Source organism: Oryzihumus sp. JJN4-3R, assembly GCF_057747915.1.
This window is the reverse complement of the sequence record NZ_CM173229.1, coordinates 2,646,146-2,661,449: the sequence shown is the minus strand read 5'-3', so window position 1 is coordinate 2,661,449 and position 15,304 is coordinate 2,646,146. Positions and strand designations below refer to the sequence as shown.

General features: G+C 72.7%; 17 protein-coding genes. 1 reads left to right on the top strand and 16 read right to left on the bottom strand.

Features of this window, described 5'->3' with window-relative positions; translation table 11 throughout:
* Positions 1–71: 71 nt before the first annotated feature.
* From AC3ANM_RS12645 to AC3ANM_RS12630, 4 genes are all read right to left on the bottom strand, one after another.
* A complete protein-coding gene (locus AC3ANM_RS12645; protein ID WP_488284770.1) occupies positions 72–1,577 on the bottom strand; it encodes an NAD(P)(+) transhydrogenase (Re/Si-specific) subunit beta in 1,506 nt (501 codons plus the stop codon).
* Positions 1,574–1,882 carry an NAD(P) transhydrogenase subunit alpha part 2 gene (locus tag AC3ANM_RS12640; protein WP_488284769.1) on the bottom strand — a complete coding sequence of 103 codons (309 nt, stop codon included), beginning with the start codon at positions 1,880–1,882 and terminating at the stop codon, positions 1,574–1,576. Before AC3ANM_RS12640 ends, AC3ANM_RS12645 begins: the two co-directional genes overlap by 4 nt.
* On the bottom strand, positions 1,882–3,003 hold the full coding sequence (locus AC3ANM_RS12635; RefSeq protein WP_488284768.1) for a Re/Si-specific NAD(P)(+) transhydrogenase subunit alpha: 1,122 nt from the start codon (positions 3,001–3,003) through the stop codon (positions 1,882–1,884). Before AC3ANM_RS12635 ends, AC3ANM_RS12640 begins: the two co-directional genes overlap by 1 nt.
* Positions 3,004–3,145: 142 nt before the next feature.
* Positions 3,146–3,313 carry a hypothetical protein gene (locus AC3ANM_RS12630; protein ID WP_488284767.1) on the bottom strand — a complete coding sequence of 56 codons (168 nt, stop codon included), beginning with the start codon at positions 3,311–3,313 and terminating at the stop codon, positions 3,146–3,148.
* A gap of 179 nt (positions 3,314–3,492) precedes the next feature.
* Between AC3ANM_RS12630 and nicT the strand changes: the two genes are divergently transcribed.
* Positions 3,493–4,617 carry a Nickel transporter NicT gene (nicT, locus tag AC3ANM_RS12625; RefSeq protein ID WP_488284766.1) on the top strand — a complete coding sequence of 375 codons (1,125 nt, stop codon included), beginning with the start codon at positions 3,493–3,495 and terminating at the stop codon, positions 4,615–4,617.
* A gap of 136 nt (positions 4,618–4,753) precedes the next feature.
* On the opposite strand, the gene AC3ANM_RS12620 is transcribed toward nicT, so the two are convergent.
* The 12 genes from AC3ANM_RS12620 to fliM form a co-directional block, all read right to left on the bottom strand.
* On the bottom strand, positions 4,754–5,728 hold the full coding sequence (locus tag AC3ANM_RS12620; protein WP_488284765.1) for a pirin family protein: 975 nt from the start codon (positions 5,726–5,728) through the stop codon (positions 4,754–4,756).
* A gap of 160 nt (positions 5,729–5,888) precedes the next feature.
* Positions 5,889–6,287, bottom strand: coding sequence for a PPOX class F420-dependent oxidoreductase (locus AC3ANM_RS12615; protein ID WP_488284764.1), 399 nt, complete (start codon positions 6,285–6,287; stop codon positions 5,889–5,891).
* 94 nt (positions 6,288–6,381) lie between these two features.
* Positions 6,382–6,864 carry a hypothetical protein gene (locus AC3ANM_RS12610; protein WP_488284763.1) on the bottom strand — a complete coding sequence of 161 codons (483 nt, stop codon included), beginning with the start codon at positions 6,862–6,864 and terminating at the stop codon, positions 6,382–6,384.
* On the bottom strand, positions 6,861–7,946 hold the full coding sequence (locus AC3ANM_RS12605; RefSeq protein WP_488284762.1) for a hypothetical protein: 1,086 nt from the start codon (positions 7,944–7,946) through the stop codon (positions 6,861–6,863). Before AC3ANM_RS12605 ends, AC3ANM_RS12610 begins: the two co-directional genes overlap by 4 nt.
* The gene (gene flhA, locus AC3ANM_RS12600; protein WP_488284761.1) at positions 7,930–9,996 is read right to left on the bottom strand and encodes a flagellar biosynthesis protein FlhA; all 2,067 of its coding nucleotides are present in this window, start codon (positions 9,994–9,996) and stop codon (positions 7,930–7,932) included. The genes AC3ANM_RS12605 and flhA overlap by 17 nt, the downstream gene beginning before the upstream one ends.
* Positions 9,997–10,088: 92 nt before the next feature.
* A complete protein-coding gene (locus AC3ANM_RS12595; RefSeq protein ID WP_488284760.1) occupies positions 10,089–11,189 on the bottom strand; it encodes an EscU/YscU/HrcU family type III secretion system export apparatus switch protein in 1,101 nt (366 codons plus the stop codon).
* Entirely contained in the window at positions 11,186–11,959 is a 774-nt protein-coding gene (locus AC3ANM_RS12590; protein WP_488284759.1) for a flagellar biosynthetic protein FliR, read from the bottom strand. Before AC3ANM_RS12590 ends, AC3ANM_RS12595 begins: the two co-directional genes overlap by 4 nt.
* Positions 11,959–12,231, bottom strand: coding sequence for a flagellar biosynthesis protein FliQ (gene fliQ / locus AC3ANM_RS12585; RefSeq protein WP_488284758.1), 273 nt, complete (start codon positions 12,229–12,231; stop codon positions 11,959–11,961). The genes AC3ANM_RS12590 and fliQ overlap by 1 nt, the downstream gene beginning before the upstream one ends.
* Before the next feature lie 16 nt (positions 12,232–12,247).
* Positions 12,248–13,162 (bottom strand): flagellar type III secretion system pore protein FliP, encoded by a 915-nt coding sequence (gene fliP / locus AC3ANM_RS12580; protein WP_488284757.1) that lies wholly within the window; start codon positions 13,160–13,162, stop codon positions 12,248–12,250.
* Positions 13,155–13,580, bottom strand: a complete 426-nt coding sequence (locus tag AC3ANM_RS12575) for a FliO/MopB family protein (protein WP_488284756.1) — start codon at positions 13,578–13,580, stop codon at positions 13,155–13,157. Before AC3ANM_RS12575 ends, fliP begins: the two co-directional genes overlap by 8 nt.
* Complete coding sequence (gene fliN / locus AC3ANM_RS12570; protein ID WP_488284755.1) at positions 13,577–14,383, bottom strand: flagellar motor switch protein FliN; 807 nt, start codon at positions 14,381–14,383, stop codon at positions 13,577–13,579. The genes AC3ANM_RS12575 and fliN overlap by 4 nt, the downstream gene beginning before the upstream one ends.
* 42 nt (positions 14,384–14,425) lie before the next feature.
* The gene (fliM, locus tag AC3ANM_RS12565) at positions 14,426–15,295 is read right to left on the bottom strand and encodes a flagellar motor switch protein FliM (protein WP_488284754.1); all 870 of its coding nucleotides are present in this window, start codon (positions 15,293–15,295) and stop codon (positions 14,426–14,428) included.
* Between the last annotated feature and the right edge of the window lie 9 nt (positions 15,296–15,304).

Genomic DNA, 15,304 nt, shown 5'->3' with positions numbered 1-15,304 from the left:
TCGACGAGAGCGACAGGTCAGCTGACCTGACATGTCGCCCTCGTCGACCTGACTGAAGGTCTTGCGGTGGGTCAGAGGCCCTTCACGGCCGCGACGACCTTGGTCAGCGACTCCTTGGCGTCGCCGAAGAGCAGCGTCGTCTTCGGGTCGTAGAGCAGCTCGTTCTCGATCCCGGCGAAGCCGGGGCGCATCGAGCGCTTGAGGAAGACGACCTGCTTGGCCTGGGCCACCTCGAGGATCGGCATGCCGTAGATCGGGGCGCCGGGGGTGGTCTTGGCCGCCGGGTTGACCACGTCGTTGGCGCCGACGACGAGCGCGACGTCGGTGGTGGCGAGCTCGGGGTTGACCTCGTCCATCTCCTTGAGCGCCTCGTAGGGCACGTTGGCCTCGGCGAGCAGGACGTTCATGTGGCCGGGCATCCGGCCCGCCACCGGGTGGATGCCGTAGAGGACCTCGACCCCGCGGCCCTCGAGCAGCTCGGCCAGCTCGCGGATGGTGTGCTGCGCCTGCGCGACGGCCAGGCCGTAGCCGGGGACGATGACGACCTTGCGGGCGTAGCCGAGCAGGATCGCGACGTCCTCGGGCGAGCCCGAACGGACCGGGCGCTCCTCCCCCGGACCGGTGGGGCCGGCAGCCTTGGCGCGGAACGCCCCGAACAGGATCGAGGCCAGGCTGCGGCCCATCGCCGCGGCCATCAGCCGGGTCAGGATCGTGCCGCTGGCGCCGACGAGGGTGCCGGCGACCAGGAGCAGGACGTTGTCGAGGACGTAGCCGCTGGCGGCGACGGTCAGGCCGGTGAAGGCATTGAGCAGCGAGATGACGATCGGCACGTCGGCGCCACCGACCGGCAGCACGAACAGCACGCCGACCACGAGGGACACCAGCGCCAGCGCGATGACGAGCAGGCCGTTGACCCCGCCGTTGCGCAGGTCGACGACGATCGCGACGGCGAGCGCCACCGCCACGGCGAGGCTGCCGCCGAAGACGACCGGACCACCGGCGAAGGTCACCGGCCGGGTGGTCATGATCTCCTGGAGCTTGGCGAAGGTGACCACCGAGCCGGCGAAGGACACCGCACCGACGAGGACGGTGAACGCCCCTGCCGCGGCCGCGACGTAGGCCGTGCCGGTGACCGGGAGGAACGGCTGCCCGGACAAGGGCGCGAAGGCGAACCAGCCACCCTCGGGGACGACCAGCGCCGACAGGTGCGCGGTGCGGCCGGCGCCGACGTTCATGGTCACGGTGCGGGTCAGCTCGAGCCCGGCGACCAGGGCGGCCGCGGCACCGCCGACGCCGTTGAACAGCGCCACCAGCTGCGGCATCTGGGTCATCGCGACCCGGCGCGCGGCGGGCACGCCCAGCGCCGTGCCGACCGCGATGGCAAGCAGGATCAGCAGCACGTGCTTGAGGTCGGTGGACAGGAACGCCACGAGCACCGCGAGCACCGCCCCGGCGGCGCCGATGAGGTTGCCGCGCCGGGCCGAGGCCGGCGACGAGAGCCCCTTGAGCGCGAGGATGAAGCAGACGGCGGCGACGAGGTAGCCCAGCGAGGTCCACGTCGTGGGCAGCAGGCTCATCGGGCGTCCTCCCGGGTGGCGGGGCGCTGCCCGCGTCCCTTGAACATCTCCAGCATCCGGTCGGTGACGACGAAGCCGCCGACCATGTTGACCGTGGCGAGGACCACCGCGAGCAGGCCGAGCACCAGCCCCACGGTCGACGTGGTCTGCCCGGTCACGATGATCGCGCCGACGAGGATGACGCCATGGATCGCGTTGGCGCCGCTCATCAGCGGGGTGTGCAGCGTCGTCGACACCTTGGAGACCACCTCGAAGCCGACGAACACCGCCAGCACGAAGATCGTCAGCAGGGTGATGCCGTCCATCAGGCCTCCAGGAGCGCGGCGGTCGGGGCGTGGCGCACCACGCCGTCGTGCACGATGCAGGCGCCGGCGAGGACCTCGTCGTCCAGGTCGAGGGTGAACCCCTCGTCGCTCAGGCCCAGCGCGAGCAGGTTGATGACGTTGCGGGCGTAGAGCCGCGAGGCGTCCACGGGCATCGCGGACGCAGCGTCTGCCATGCCGTAGACCTGCACGCCGCCGACCTGGACCTCTTCTCCCGCAACGGATCCCTCGACGTTGCCGCCGCTCTCGGCGGCGAGGTCGATGACGACCGAGCCGGCCGGCATACCGGCGAGCATGTCCTTGGTGACCAGCCGCGGCGCGGGGCGGCCGGGCACGGCGGCCGTGGTGATGAGGACGTCGGACTTGCTGATGAACGGCGTCAGCGCCTCCTGCTGGCGCCGGGCGCGGTCCTCGGTGAGCTCGCGGGCGTAGCCGCCGGTGCCCTCGATCGCATCGAGGCCGATGTCGAGGAAGGTGGCGCCCATCGACTTCACCTCGTCGGCGGAGGAGGGCCGCACGTCGTAGGCCTCGACGACCGCCCCGAGCCGGCGCGCGGTCGCGATGGCCTGGAGCCCGGCGACGCCGGCGCCGAGGACGAGGACCTTGGCCGGCGGCACGGTGCCGGCGGCGGTCATGAACAGCGGGAAGAACCGCGGCAGGCGCATCGCCGCCTCCAGCGCGCAGCGGTAGCCGGCGACGAGCGCCTGGGAGGTCAGCGCGTCCATGGACTGCGCGCGCGAGATGCGCGGCACCAGCTCCATGGCCAGCGCGCTGATCCCGTTGTCCCGCAACGCCTGTATGCCGGGCAGCTCACCGGAGCCGGTCACGAAGCCCACCGTGGTGGCGCCCCGGCGCAGGCGCGAGACCTGGTCGGGCAGCAGGGGTCTGACGTGGGCGACGACGTCGGCGTGGGCGAGCACGTCGCCGTCGACGACCTCGGCCCCGGCGTCGCGGTAGGCCTCGTCGGTGGAGAGCGCGGCAGCACCGGCTCCGGACTCGACGTGGACGGCGTGCCCCTGTGCGGTCAGGGTGGCGACGGCGTCAGGAGTGAGGGCGACCCGGCGCTCGCCGGGTCGGGTCTCTGCGGGAACGGCCACCAACATGACCCGAACCTAGGGCCTGCGGGCGTCCGGTGGGCAGACTTCCGGCTCACATTCTGGTCGTGCCGTCGGTCACGTCGCCCGATCACGTGGCCGGGTCCCGGCGGTCCCGGGCGGTGTCGCCGGGGACCGCCGGGCCCAGCGGTCAGACCAGGCCGAGGACGATCAGCGTCATCAGGCCCAGCAGCACGACCGCGCCGAGGAACAGGCTGGAGCCGACGTCGCGCTGGACCTGCTCGTAGGACTCGGGGCGGTGCTCGGCGTCGTAGGGGTAGCCCTGGGCGTGGTGGCGGCGGAGGACTCGCGTCGTCATGGGACGCCTCCTGGTGGGGAGTTGGGGGGCCGGCGTCGCCAGGGGGTACGGCGACGTCCGGAGGGGACGCTGCCCAATATAGATTCGATACGGAGCGTATCGCAAATGCTATCGAGCCAACCCCCGTCCTTATTGCGAGTGACTTGCAACAAGTCGCCCCATCTCTCTACGCTCGGCCCATGACCGCGACCGCCGCTCCCCCCTCCCCGGCCAGCGACACGGCATACCGGGGCCGGGGCCGCTGGGGGCTGGGACGGCAGGAGCGGCGCAGCCTCTGGGGGATGGGGCTGTTCATCGCGGCGCTGCACGTGGTCGGCTGGGGCGTGCTCATCGGCCTGGTCAGCCCGGAGCACTACCGCGTCGGCGGCCAGCTGTTCGGCGTGGGCCTCGGCGTCACGGCCTACACCCTGGGCATGCGCCACGCCTTCGACGCCGACCACATCGCGGCGATCGACAACACCACCCGCAAGCTCATGGGCGAGGGCAAGCGGCCGCTGAGCGTGGGCTTCTGGTTCAGCCTCGGGCACAGCTCGGTCGTCTTCATCATGGTGTCGCTGCTGGCCTTCGGCATCCGCACACTCGCCGGGCAGCTGGGCAACGACCAGTCCACACTGCAGCGCGCGACCGGGGTGTGGGGCACGTCGGTCTCCGGGGTCTTCCTCATCGCCATCGGCCTGGTCAACCTCGGCGCGCTCGTCGGCATCGTCAAGGTGTTCCGCCGGATGCGCCAGGGCGAGCTCGACGAGGCCGCGCTGGAGCAGCACCTCAACAGCCGCGGGTTCCTCAACCGCATCCTCGGTCGGGTCACCCGCACCGTCAGCAAGCCGTGGCACATGTACCCCACCGGCTTCCTGTTCGGCCTCGGCTTCGACACGGTCACCGAGGTCGGCCTGCTCGTCGCCGCCGGCGGCGCGGCGGCCGCGAGCCTGCCGTGGTGGGCGATCCTCACGCTGCCGGTGCTCTTCGCCGCCGGCATGTCGCTGCTGGACACCATCGACGGCTCGTTCATGAACTTCGCCTACGGCTGGGCGTTCTCCCGGCCGGTGCGCAAGGTCTACTACAACTTCACCGTCACGGCCCTGTCGGTCGCCGTCGCCCTCGGCATCGGCCTGATCGAGCTGGTCGGCCTGCTCGCCACCAAGCTCGACATCACCACCGGCCCACTGGCCGCCGTCGCCGCGATCGACCTCAACAGCGTGGGGTTCTGGATCGTCGGGCTGTTCGTCGCTACGTGGGTCGTGGCCCTGGCCGTGTGGCGTTTCGGCCGGATCGAGCAGCGCTGGGAGGCGAGCCTCGCCGACTGAGGCGAGCAACCGGCATACCCCTGAGAGCCCCACCGAACGCACGAAACGGCCCGTTTCCCGCCCTGTGAGGCGGTGGAACGGGCCGTTTCGTGCGTTCGGACCAGCAGGATGCGCGCCGGTATGCCGGGCGGCTGGGTCAGGCGGTGCCGCCCACGTCGCCGTGCGGGACGGGCTGGCCGAGACGGCCGGCCTGGTGGTCCTCGAAGGCCTGGACGAGCTCGGCGCGGGTGTTCATGACGAACGGGCCGGCCCACGCGATGGGCTCGCGGATCGGCGCACCGCCGAGGATCAGCGCCTCGAGGCCGCCGGCGTGGCGGGCCTCCTGGGTCTGCGCCGCGGAGAGACGCAGGGCCGAGCCCTTGCCCATGACGGCGAGCTGGCCGGTGCCGATCGGCGACTGGCCGGGCCCGACGAAGCCGTTGCCGCCCATGACGTAGACGAGGGCGTTGAAGTCCTCGCGCCACGGGAGCTCGAGCTCGGCGCCGGGGTGGATCGTGGTGTGGATCATCGTCATCGGCGTGTGCGTGGCGCCCGGGCCGGCGTGACCGGCGACGTCACCGGCGATGACCCGCAGCAGGGCGCCGCCGTCGGCCGAGCTGACCAGCGCGACCTCGCCGGAGCGAAGGTCCTGGTAGCGCGGGGCCTGGAGCTTGTCGGACTTCGGCAGGTTCACCCAGAGCTGGAAGCCGTGGAACAGGCCGCCGCTGACGACGAGGTGCTCCGGCGGGGCCTCGATGTGCAGGATCCCCGAGCCGGCGGTCATCCACTGGGTGTCGCCGTTGGTGATCGTGCCGCCGCCACCGAAGGAGTCCTGATGGTCGAAGATCCCGTCGATGATGTAGGTGACCGTCTCGAAGCCGCGGTGCGGGTGCCACGGGGTGCCCTTGGGCTCGCCCGGGGCGTAGTCCACCTCGCCCATCTCGTCCATGTGGATGAACGGGTCGAGCAGGCGCAGGTCGACGCCGGCGAAGGCGCGCTTCACCGGGAAGCCCTCGCCCTCGTACGCCGACGGCGCGCTGGTGATCGACACCACGGGCCGCTGGGTCGCGACCGGCGACACCGCGGGCACGCGGGGCAGGACGGTCAGGTCGGACACGCTCACGGCGGGCATGTGAACAGCTCCCTCAGATAGTTTCTGTTTCAACTATCCCCTGCAACGTGTCACCGGGTCAACTCATTCCGCCGCCGGCACGGTCGCACCGCGGTCGACGAAGCTCACACGTCCCGACCCGGGAGGTGTGCGCTCGACCTCACGGGAATGGCGGGCCGGGTCAGTCGGCGGTGATGCGCAGCACGACCCGCCGCGCCGGGCCACGGCGCACGACCCGCTCGATCGCCATGACGAGACGGAACTCCATCCCGAACTTGGCCTTCAGCAGGCCGGCCAGCCGGGCGTGAGCCGGCTCGTCGGCGACCACCTCGACGACCGCCGACAGGACGGGCGCCCCCTCGGCGACCTCCCCTCGGCGGCTGCACGGGCGCAGCTCGACGCGCGGGTTGTGGCGCAGCCGCTTCACCTTGCCGCTGCCCTCCGGGGTGGTGACGAGCAGGGCGTCGCCGTCACGCACGACCCACACCGGGGTCGGCACCGCCTCCCCCGACCGGCGGAACGTCGTGAGGGAGACGAAGCGCTCGTCACCCAGGGCCAGGAGGTCGGTGTCGGAGAGCACGCGCCGACGCTACAGGGCGGGCCCTCCCGGTGGCGGCGCTAAGACGTCCCGGACCCGGGAACGCGCCCGATCAGCCCGTCAGCAAGGCAGTGGGTCAGCGGGGCAGCGGGTCGATCGCGTCGCCCAGGCCTGCCGGGGCAGCGGGCCCGCCGGCCGCGGGGAGCCCCACCGCCAGCGGGTCGCCCGCCTCGGCAGAGGCCCCTGCTTCGGCCGCGGCCTTGGCGGCCTTGCGCGCGGCCTTCTTCTGCCGGGCCTCCTCGGCGGCCGCCTCGGCGGCGGCCTCGGCCCGCGCCTGGGCCAGCGAGCGGCGGGCCGAGCGCACGGTCGACCCGATCAGCGACGCGGCCAGCCAGGTCAGCGCGAGGGCACCGACAAAGCGCCAGAGCACGGACTGCACCGACAGGTTGCCGTCCATCAGCAGCACGACGGCCGGCACCACCATGAGCACGGCCACGGTGACCGCCGGGCGGGGCGGCGCGGCGCCGGCCCGCGCGACAGCCTGCGGTGCGGCCTCCGCACCCCCGGCCGTCAGGGAGGCCTCAGCCGTATCCGCGGCAGGCCGACTCCGGCGGCTCATCGTGCGGCCTCCAGCCGGGCGGTGAGCAGGTCCGCCCACACCTCGACCGTGGCGCGACGGCCGTCGAGCAGGCCGACCGGCACCGGGCACCCGGTCAGGATCGAGGCGGGGTCGGCGGTCGCGGCCACGTGCTCCAGCGCCAGCGCGTCGACCTGGCCGAGCCGCGTGGTCCACTGCCCGACGTCGGCGACCTTGGTGGCGGCGTGGACGACCCCCCACGTCCAGGTCGGCGCCAGCGCGGCGAGCACCCCGGCGGCCCAGCCGTGCAGGTCGGGCTGGAGCGGGGCGTCCACGACGACGAGGCGGCTCGGCCGGCCCCGACCCCAGCCCCGCCGCACGGCGGCCACCGCGGCGGCGTCGCCGAACACCTGCGCGAGCGGGACGCCGCGCACCGCCGACGGGGACTGGGTGACCACGAGCACGTCGTGGGAGGCGGCCCCGACCTCGCGGGCCAGGCCCGCCGCGACGCGCAGCGCTGTGGGCACGTCACCGGCCAGTGCCAGCACCTGCCCGGGCGCATGCGCCGGGCGCGGTGGCACGGGGAAGGACTCCAGCCACGTGACCAGCCGGCGGTAGCGGGCCTCGGGGTCCCCTACGCCGACCAGGACCGCCGGCGGGATCCCCAGGGCCTCGGCCCGGCCGCTCAGCTCGGGGAGGACGCGTCGCCCGGGGAGGACAGCCGGAGCCCGGGGTGCGGGCGGCTCGTCCGCCACCGTCTCCTGCAGGCGCGCCAGCACGTCAGCGAAGGTCGCCGACTCGGTCGAGACCTCCGGGGTCGAGACGACGCCGTGCAGCGCCTCCTCCTGGGCGTTGACCCGGTCGGCGAGCTCGAGCAGGGACGTCGCCGGGGCCAGCACCGGGCCGGAGACCGTGCCGTCCGGCGCCACGCCGGAGCGGACCTCCGCACGCCCGGTCCGGGGCTGCACCTCGATCACCAGGTGGAAGCGCTCGCGGGCGAAGAACCCGCCGACGCCACCGCGCCGGACCCGCTCGGCCGAGACGATCCGGGCACTGTCGCCGTACTCCGCCCGGACCTGCTCCACCAGGGTGGGCAGGTCCGAGCCCTCAAGCTGCCGGCGCATGGGCGACATCGACGACTCCCACCGTGGTCAGGGTCAGCTGTCCGCCCAGCTCGGGGTAGGACAGCACCGGCAGCCGCGGCGCGGCCGCCTCGATCAGCCGGCGCACCGGCAGGCGCAGTGGCGCGGCACAGACGAGGACCGGCGCCTCACCGCGCTGCTCGGCCGCCTCGGCGAGGCGAACCGCCTCGAGGACCAGCCGCTCGGCATACATCGGGTCGAGCATGAGGAAGCCGCCGTTCTCGCCCGCGCGCAACGACTCCAGCAGGTTCTGCTCGAGCAGCGGCTCCAGGGTGAGGACCGGCAGGCGGCCGTCGACGGCGTGGGCGGCGGAGATGGCCGGGCCGAGCGCGGTCCGGGCGGCCTCGGCCAGGCCGTCGGGGTCGGTGCTGACCCGGCCGCGGGCCGAGAGCGCCTCGAAGATCCGGACGAGGTCGCGGATGCAGATCCGCTCGGCGAGCAGCGCCTGCAGGGCAGCCTGCACCTGCCCCAGCGTCAGCGGCGTCGGCGTGAGCTCCTCGACGACGACCGGGTGCGTGGCCTTGACCATGTCGACCAGGGCCTTGACGTCCTCGCGGCCGAGCAGCTGGTGGGCGTGGGTGCGCACGATCTCGGCCAGGTGGGTGGTCACCACCGACGAGCGGTCCACGACGGTGGCGGTGGTCAGCCCGGGGTGGCGGCGCAGCTCGGCCGGCACCCACTTGGCGTCCAGGCCGAAGACCGGCTCCTTGGTGACCGTCCCCGGCAGGCTGGCCAGGTCGTCGCCGATGGCCAGCACCATGCCGGCCGGCGCCTCGCCGCGGGCGACCTCGACGCCGTGCAGCCGGATGGCGTAGGTGCGCGGCGGCAGGTCGAGGTTGTCGCGGGTGCGCACGAGCGGGATGACGATGCCGAGCTCGAGGGCGAGCTTGCGTCGCAGGGCCTTGACCCGGTCCAGCAGGTCACCGCCGACCGATGCGTCGACGAGGTCGATGAGGTCGTAGGCCAGCTCGAGCTCCAGGGGCTCGACCCGCATGTCGCGGGCGATCGCCTCCGGGGTGTCCGGGCCGGGCGCCTCGGTGGCGGCGTCGTCGCCCCCGGAGGCGCCGGGCCCTCCGGCCGTCCCACCCTCGGCCGCCGTCTTGGGCAGCCGCTGGGCGATGACCAGCACCGAGCCGCCGACGAGCAGGAACGGCAGCTTGGGCAGGCCGGGGATCACCGCGAGGAAGAGGATCGCCGAGCCGGCGACCTGCAGGGCCCGACGCTGCTGGCCGAACTGGTGCAGCAGGTCGCTGCCCATGTCCCGCTCGGTCGTGGCGCGGGTGACGATCAGGCCGGTGGAGATCGAGATCAGCAGGGCCGGGATCTGGGAGACCAGGCCGTCGCCGACGGAGAGCAGGCTGTAGTTCTGGATCGCGTCGGTCATCGACTCGTGGCGCTGCACCACGCCGACGATGAAGCCGCCGAGCAGGTTGACCACCGTGATGACGATGGCCGCGATCGCATCGCCCTTGACGAACTTGGAGGCACCGTCCATCGCGCCGTAGAAGTCGGCCTCCTGGGAGACCTCGGCCCGGCGCCGGCGCGCCTCGTCCTCGTCGATCAGGCCGGAGTTGAGGTCGGCGTCGATCGCCATCTGCTTGCCGGGCATGGCGTCGAGGGTGAACCGGGCCGCGACCTCGGCCACGCGCCCCGCACCGTTCGTGATGACGACGAACTGGATGACGATGAGGATGACGAAGATGACCAGGCCGACGACGATCGATCCGCCGACGACGAAGTGGCCGAACGCCTCGATCACCTTGCCGGCGAAGCCGTTGAGCAGGACGAGGCGGGTCGCGCTGACGTTCAGCGCCAGCCGGAACATCGTCATGATGAGCAGCAGCGACGGGAAGACCGCGAAGTCCAGCGGCCGGGTCACGTAGAGGCTGACGAGCAGGATGAGCACGGCGCCGGTGATGTTCACGGCGAGGAGCAGGTCGAGCAGCATCGTGGGCAGCGGGACCACCATCATGACGACGATGGAGATGATCGCTGCCGGGATGCCGATCTGACCGACGCGGCTGGACTTCACGGGACCTCACGGGATGGGGGCCAACCATCCGTGGCTGCTCCGGGTGCCGTCCTGGCGTCGACCTATCGGCAGCAGGAGCGCGGACCTGAGCATCAGGGCGTCGGCACGAGCCCCTTCGGCACCGGGCTGCGGTGCACCCCGGCCACGGAGCCGCGCAGCCGCAGCGACATCACGAACGCCAGCACCCGGGCCACTGCGTCGAAGAGCGACAGGGGGATCTCCTCCCCCACCTCGCACGCGGCATACAGGGCCCGCGCCAGCGGCACGTCCTCGACCATCGGCAGCCGGTGCGCGGCGGCCTCCTCGCGGATCCGCGTCGCCACCGCGCCGGCGCCCTTGGCCACCACCCGCGGGGCGCCGCGCCCGCTCTCGTACTTCAGCGCCACCGCCACGTGCGTCGGGTTCACCATGACGACGTCGGCGTCGCGGACGTTGCCGATCATCCGGTTGCGGCTCATCTCCCGCTGCCGGGACAGCCGCGCCCCCTTCTGGTGCGGGTCGCCCTCGGACTGGCGGGCCTCCCGCTTGACCTCCTCGCGGCTCATCATCAGCGACTTGCCGAGCCGGCGGCGCTCGACGAGGTAGTCCGCGGCGGCGATGACGAGGCCGACGACCGCGACGACCCGCAGCATCTGCAGGGCCGCGGCGGCGGCGCCTCCCATCGCGGTCGTGACCGACCACGCGGTGCCGGTGAACTGCGCGACCACGCCCTTGAGGACGACCCACGCGACCAGCCCGAGGGCGCCGAGCTTGAGCAGCGACTTGGCCAGCGACCACGCGGCCTGCGCACCGACCATCCGCTTGACGCCCTTGACGATGTTGAGGTGCTCCCACTTGGGCTTGAACCGCTTGCTGGACACGCGAAGTCCGCCCTGGGCGATGTTGCCGATGAGCGCCACGACCACCGATGTCAGCAGCAGCGGGGCAAGGGCACCGAGCATCCCCACCACGGCGCTGCCGAGCATCCCGGTGGCCACCTCCGGGTCAGGGTGCACGATGACGTCCTGCAGCTGGCCCATGAGGGTGTCGAACAGCTCGCGGGTATGCCGGACGGTCACCGGCAGCAGGTAGCTCACCGCGAGCACGGTGAGCCACGCGGACACATCGGCCGATCGCGCGATCCGCCCCTCCCGCACCGCCTCCCGCTTGCGTTGCGGGGTGGGCTTCTCGGTCTTCTGCGACTTGTCGCTCACGCCGCCCCCAGGGCGCGCAGCGCCGCAGCCACGTCGCCGGTGATGTGCTCGAGCAGGGCGTTGAGTGCCCCCGGCAGCAGGCCGATGGCGACGCCGGCCAGGGACAGGGTGAGCAGGATCTTCAGCGGGAAGCTCATCGCCAGCACGTTGAGCGAGGGCACCGCCCGGCTCACCACGCCGAGGGACAGCTCGGCGAGGAAGAGGACGACGACCACCGGGGCGGCGATCTCCAGGGCGGCGACGAGGAACCGGCCCAGGTCCACGGTCACCGACCGGGCCAGCGCCCCGAGGTCGACCACCCGCAGCGGCAGCACCTCGAAGGACGTGAGGAACCCGCGGATCAGCACGAGGTGGCCGTTCAGGGCGAACAGCAGGGTCACCGCGAGCAGCTGCTGCACCCGGCCGAACATGCTGCTGCTGACGTTGGAGAGGGGGTCGTAGAGGGTCGCCAGGGTGAACCCGCTGGCGAGGTCGATCAGCTCGCCGGCGGCCTGGACCGCCGAGAACAGCAGCTGCGCCAGGAACCCCAGGGTCAGCCCGACCGCCACCTGGAAGAGCACCGCCCCGACCAGCGGCAGGAGCTCGGCCGGGGGCGCCTGTGCCGCCAGCCGGGGCCCGACCGGCAGGGCGAGGGCCAGGGCGAGCGCGACCTTGACCGTCCCGGGGATGGCCCGGGTGTTGAACGGCGGCGCCACCGCCAGCCAGGCGCTGGCGCGCACCGTGGCGAGCAGGACCGCCAGCAGCGTCGCCGTCGGGAGGTGCAGGTCCATCAGCCGGCCAGCAGCTTGGGCAGCGCCTCGAAGAGCTGGCGGGTGAAGTCGACGACCTCCCCGAGCATCCAGTGCCCGCTGACGAGGATGACGATCGCGACGCCGAGCAGCTTCGGCACGAAGCTGAGGGTCACCTCCTGGATCTGCGTCACCGACTGCATCAGCGAGATGGCGAAGCCGATCGCCAGGCTCACCAGCAGGATCGGCGCGGCCAGCTTCATCGCGAGGATCATCGACTGCACGGCCAGGTGCACCACGGCGCTGTCGGTCATGACCGGTCCCCCATGCCTAGTGGTAGCTCGTGACGAGGGACTTGGCGACCATGTCCCACCCGTCGACCATGACGAAGAGCAACAGCTTGAACGGCAACGAGATCAGCACCGGCGGCAGCATCATCATGCCCATCGACATCAGCGAGGAGCTCACGACGAGGTCGATGATCAGGAACGGGATGAAGATGACGAAGCCGATGATGAACGCCGACTTCAGCTCCGAGAGCACGAAGGCCGGGATGAGCGTGGTCATCGGCACGTCGGCGGGCGTGGCCGGCGGCTTCTCCTTGCTCAGCGTCACCATGGTCTGCAGCTCGGCCTTGCGGGTCTGCTTGAGCATGAAGTTGTGCAGCGGCGCCGACGCCCGCTGGTAGGCCTGCTGCTGCGTGATCTTCCCCTGCAGGTAGGGCTGCACGCCCTTGTCGTTCATCTGCGAGAGCACCGGCGACATGATGAACAGGCTCAGGAAGAGCGCCAGCCCCGCGAGCACCTGGTTGGGCGGGATCGTGGGCGTTCCCAACGCGTTTCGCGTCAGCGAGAGCACCACGATGATCTTGGTGAACGAGGTCGTCAGGACCAGCAGCGCCGGCGCGACGGACAGCACGGTGAGCAGCAGGATGATGCTGATGGTCTGGCTGGGCTTGCCGCCGACGGGGTCGACCTTCACCGAGACCGTGCCCGCCCCCTTGGTGGTGGACGGGGTCGGCGTCGGCACCCGAGGGAGGGCGGCCAGCGCGGACACGACCGGGGCGTGGGCAGCAGCGGTGGTGGCGGCGGCGCCCCCGGCGGGGGCGGCCTGGGCCAGGGCGCTCACCGGCACGAGGAGCGCGCCGAGCAGGAGCACCAGCACCAGCAGGGGGCGGGCCCCGCGCATCCGGGTCGGGTCGGTCGGACGAGGTATGCCGTGCAGCCGGGTCATGCGCTCAGCCACGACGGGTGGTCTTCTCGCGCAACGACTCCAGCAGCACGCCGAAGTCCAGGCCGGGGGCCGACCACTGGTTGCGGGCACGCTCGAGGGCGCCACCCACGGTGGCGCGGCCGGGCTCGGCCGGTGACGGCGCGGCATACGCGACCTCGGCGGGGTCCAGCTCGCGCAGCACTTCCACCGAGGACTCGGTGACCCCGAGCACGAGCACGTGCTCGCCGACCTGCACGACCGACAGCGACGCGGTGCGGCTGAGGCCGTGGCGGGCGAGGACCTGGAGCGGCACCTGCTGGCGCGGTCGGCCGCCGCCGAGCCCGAGCTGGCGGGAGCGCAGCAGCCGGGCCGCGAGGACCATCAGGCCCAGGACCAGCGCCAGCGAGAACGCCAGCCGGACCAGGGTGGCCACCGCCGAGCCGTCGCTCATGCCCCCAGCCGGCCGTCCAGGTCAGGGGCGACGATCTCGGTGACGCGCACGGCGAACTCCTCGTCGACCACGACGACCTCGCCGCGGGCCATCAGGGTGCCGTTGACGAGCAGGTCCACCGGGCTACCCGCGGCGCGATCCAGCTCGACGATGGCGCCCGGCGCGAGCGAGAGCAGCTCGCGCACCGTCATCCGGGTGCGGCCCAGCTCGACGCTGACGCCCATGACCACGTCGCGCAGCAGCTGCAGGCGCCGCGGGTCGACGACCGGCGCGGCCGGGCCGGCCAGCGGCTGGAAGGTCGCGGCCTGCACCGGTGCCGGCTGGGCCGGGGTGGCGGCCTGGGTCGCTCCGGCGTCGACAGTGACGACCAGCGCCGCGGCCAGGGTGGTGCCGTCGAACAGGCCGGCGACCTGCTGCAGCTCCCCCACGCCGACCCGGACCACGGTGCCGGCCTCGACCTCGCGGACGGCCTCCTTCTGCAGCGGGCCGACCTGGCTGCCGAGCGCGGCGACGACGTCCTCCAGGACGGACTCCCAGACGGCGAGGGTGCCGGTGGCGCCCCCCGGGCCGTCGGCCAGCACGGCGGCGGCCTCGGGGCCGACGACCAGGGCCACGTCACCGGCGAGCGCCCCGGTGACCCGCACCGCGAGGGCGACCGCGCCGGTCCCCTGGGTGAACGTGCCGCGCTCGAGGGCGTTGAGCACGCGGGCCTCCAGCGGCCCTGCCGAGGGGATGCGGGTGGCGACGCTCTTGGCCGCGGTCTGCAGGGCGGTGGCGTCCACGGACGAGGCGGTGACGGTCATCGGGAGTCCTTCGGGGCAGGAGGGGAGGTCAGGCGGTGGAGCTCAGGCGGAGACGACCTGGCAGGCCAGGCGTTGGCCCTGGCTGCCCGGGACGGCGGCGGCCACGCGGACCCCGTCGGCGGCCACGTTGAGCGGCTCGGCGACCGGGTGGCGCAGCGGCAGGACGTCGCCGACGGTGAGGGCGAGGACCTCCGAGGAGGTGAGGCTGACCTCGCGGAAGGCGACCGTGACCTCGACCGGCACGGCGTAGATGCGCTGCTCGACGGCGCGGGCGGTGACCGCGTCGGCGCCGACCCGCGCGGTGGCCGGGCGGTTCCCGACCTTGTCCAGGGCCGGCTGGAGGGTGGCGAACGGCAGGCACAGCGTGGCCGTGGCCGACTGGTCGCCGATCCGCAGGTCGAAGCGGGAGACGATGACCGGCTCGGAGGGCGGCGCCAGCTGCATGAACTGGGCGTCGGACTCCAGGTTGACCACCTTGGGGTGGACGATCAGGTCGAGGGACTCGAAGGAGTAGGTCAGCTCCAGGACGATGCGCTGGATGAGCCGGCGGACCAGGCCGGTCTCGATGTCGGACAGCGCCCGGGACGGCTGGTTGCCCCCACCGGGACCGCCGAGCAGCCGGTCGACGACGCCCATGACGATGTCCATCGGGAGCTGGAAGACCCCGGACCCGGGCAGCTCGTCGAAGGACAGCACGGCGAGCAGGGAGGGGTTGGGCACCCGGGCGACGTACTCGTCGTACGTGGTCTGGCCCACCGAGGCGACGCTGGCCTGGGAGACCACCCGCAGGGTGGTCGACAGCACCGTGGCGACCTGCCGGGCGAAGGTCTCGTTGACGATCTGCAGCGCCCGCACGTGCTCGCGACTGAACCGGTTGGGTCGGCGGAAGTCGTACGCGTCGGGCGAGGGCATCACAAAGTC

What these genes read in the sequence shown, in the direction of transcription:
- AC3ANM_RS12610 (WP_488284763.1), bottom strand. Translation starts at nt 6,864, where the DNA reads ATGAGCCGCCGGAGTCGGCCTGCCGCGGATACGGCTGAGGCCTCCCTG.
- fliN (WP_488284755.1), bottom strand. Translation starts at nt 14,383, where the DNA reads ATGACCGTCACCGCCTCGTCCGTGGACGCCACCGCCCTGCAGACCGCG.
- AC3ANM_RS12630 (WP_488284767.1), bottom strand. Translation starts at nt 3,313, where the DNA reads ATGACGACGCGAGTCCTCCGCCGCCACCACGCCCAGGGCTACCCCTAC.
- AC3ANM_RS12605 (WP_488284762.1), bottom strand. Translation starts at nt 7,946, where the DNA reads ATGCGCCGGCAGCTTGAGGGCTCGGACCTGCCCACCCTGGTGGAGCAG.
- fliM (WP_488284754.1), bottom strand. Translation starts at nt 15,295, where the DNA reads ATGCCCTCGCCCGACGCGTACGACTTCCGCCGACCCAACCGGTTCAGT.
- AC3ANM_RS12640 (WP_488284769.1), bottom strand. Translation starts at nt 1,882, where the DNA reads ATGGACGGCATCACCCTGCTGACGATCTTCGTGCTGGCGGTGTTCGTC.
- AC3ANM_RS12575 (WP_488284756.1), bottom strand. Translation starts at nt 13,580, where the DNA reads ATGAGCGACGGCTCGGCGGTGGCCACCCTGGTCCGGCTGGCGTTCTCG.
- AC3ANM_RS12620 (WP_488284765.1), bottom strand. Translation starts at nt 5,728, where the DNA reads ATGCCCGCCGTGAGCGTGTCCGACCTGACCGTCCTGCCCCGCGTGCCC.
- fliQ (WP_488284758.1), bottom strand. Translation starts at nt 12,231, where the DNA reads ATGACCGACAGCGCCGTGGTGCACCTGGCCGTGCAGTCGATGATCCTC.
- AC3ANM_RS12590 (WP_488284759.1), bottom strand. Translation starts at nt 11,959, where the DNA reads ATGGACCTGCACCTCCCGACGGCGACGCTGCTGGCGGTCCTGCTCGCC.
- AC3ANM_RS12635 (WP_488284768.1), bottom strand. Translation starts at nt 3,003, where the DNA reads ATGTTGGTGGCCGTTCCCGCAGAGACCCGACCCGGCGAGCGCCGGGTC.
- AC3ANM_RS12645 (WP_488284770.1), bottom strand. Translation starts at nt 1,577, where the DNA reads ATGAGCCTGCTGCCCACGACGTGGACCTCGCTGGGCTACCTCGTCGCC.
- nicT (WP_488284766.1), top strand. Translation starts at nt 3,493, where the DNA reads ATGACCGCGACCGCCGCTCCCCCCTCCCCGGCCAGCGACACGGCATAC.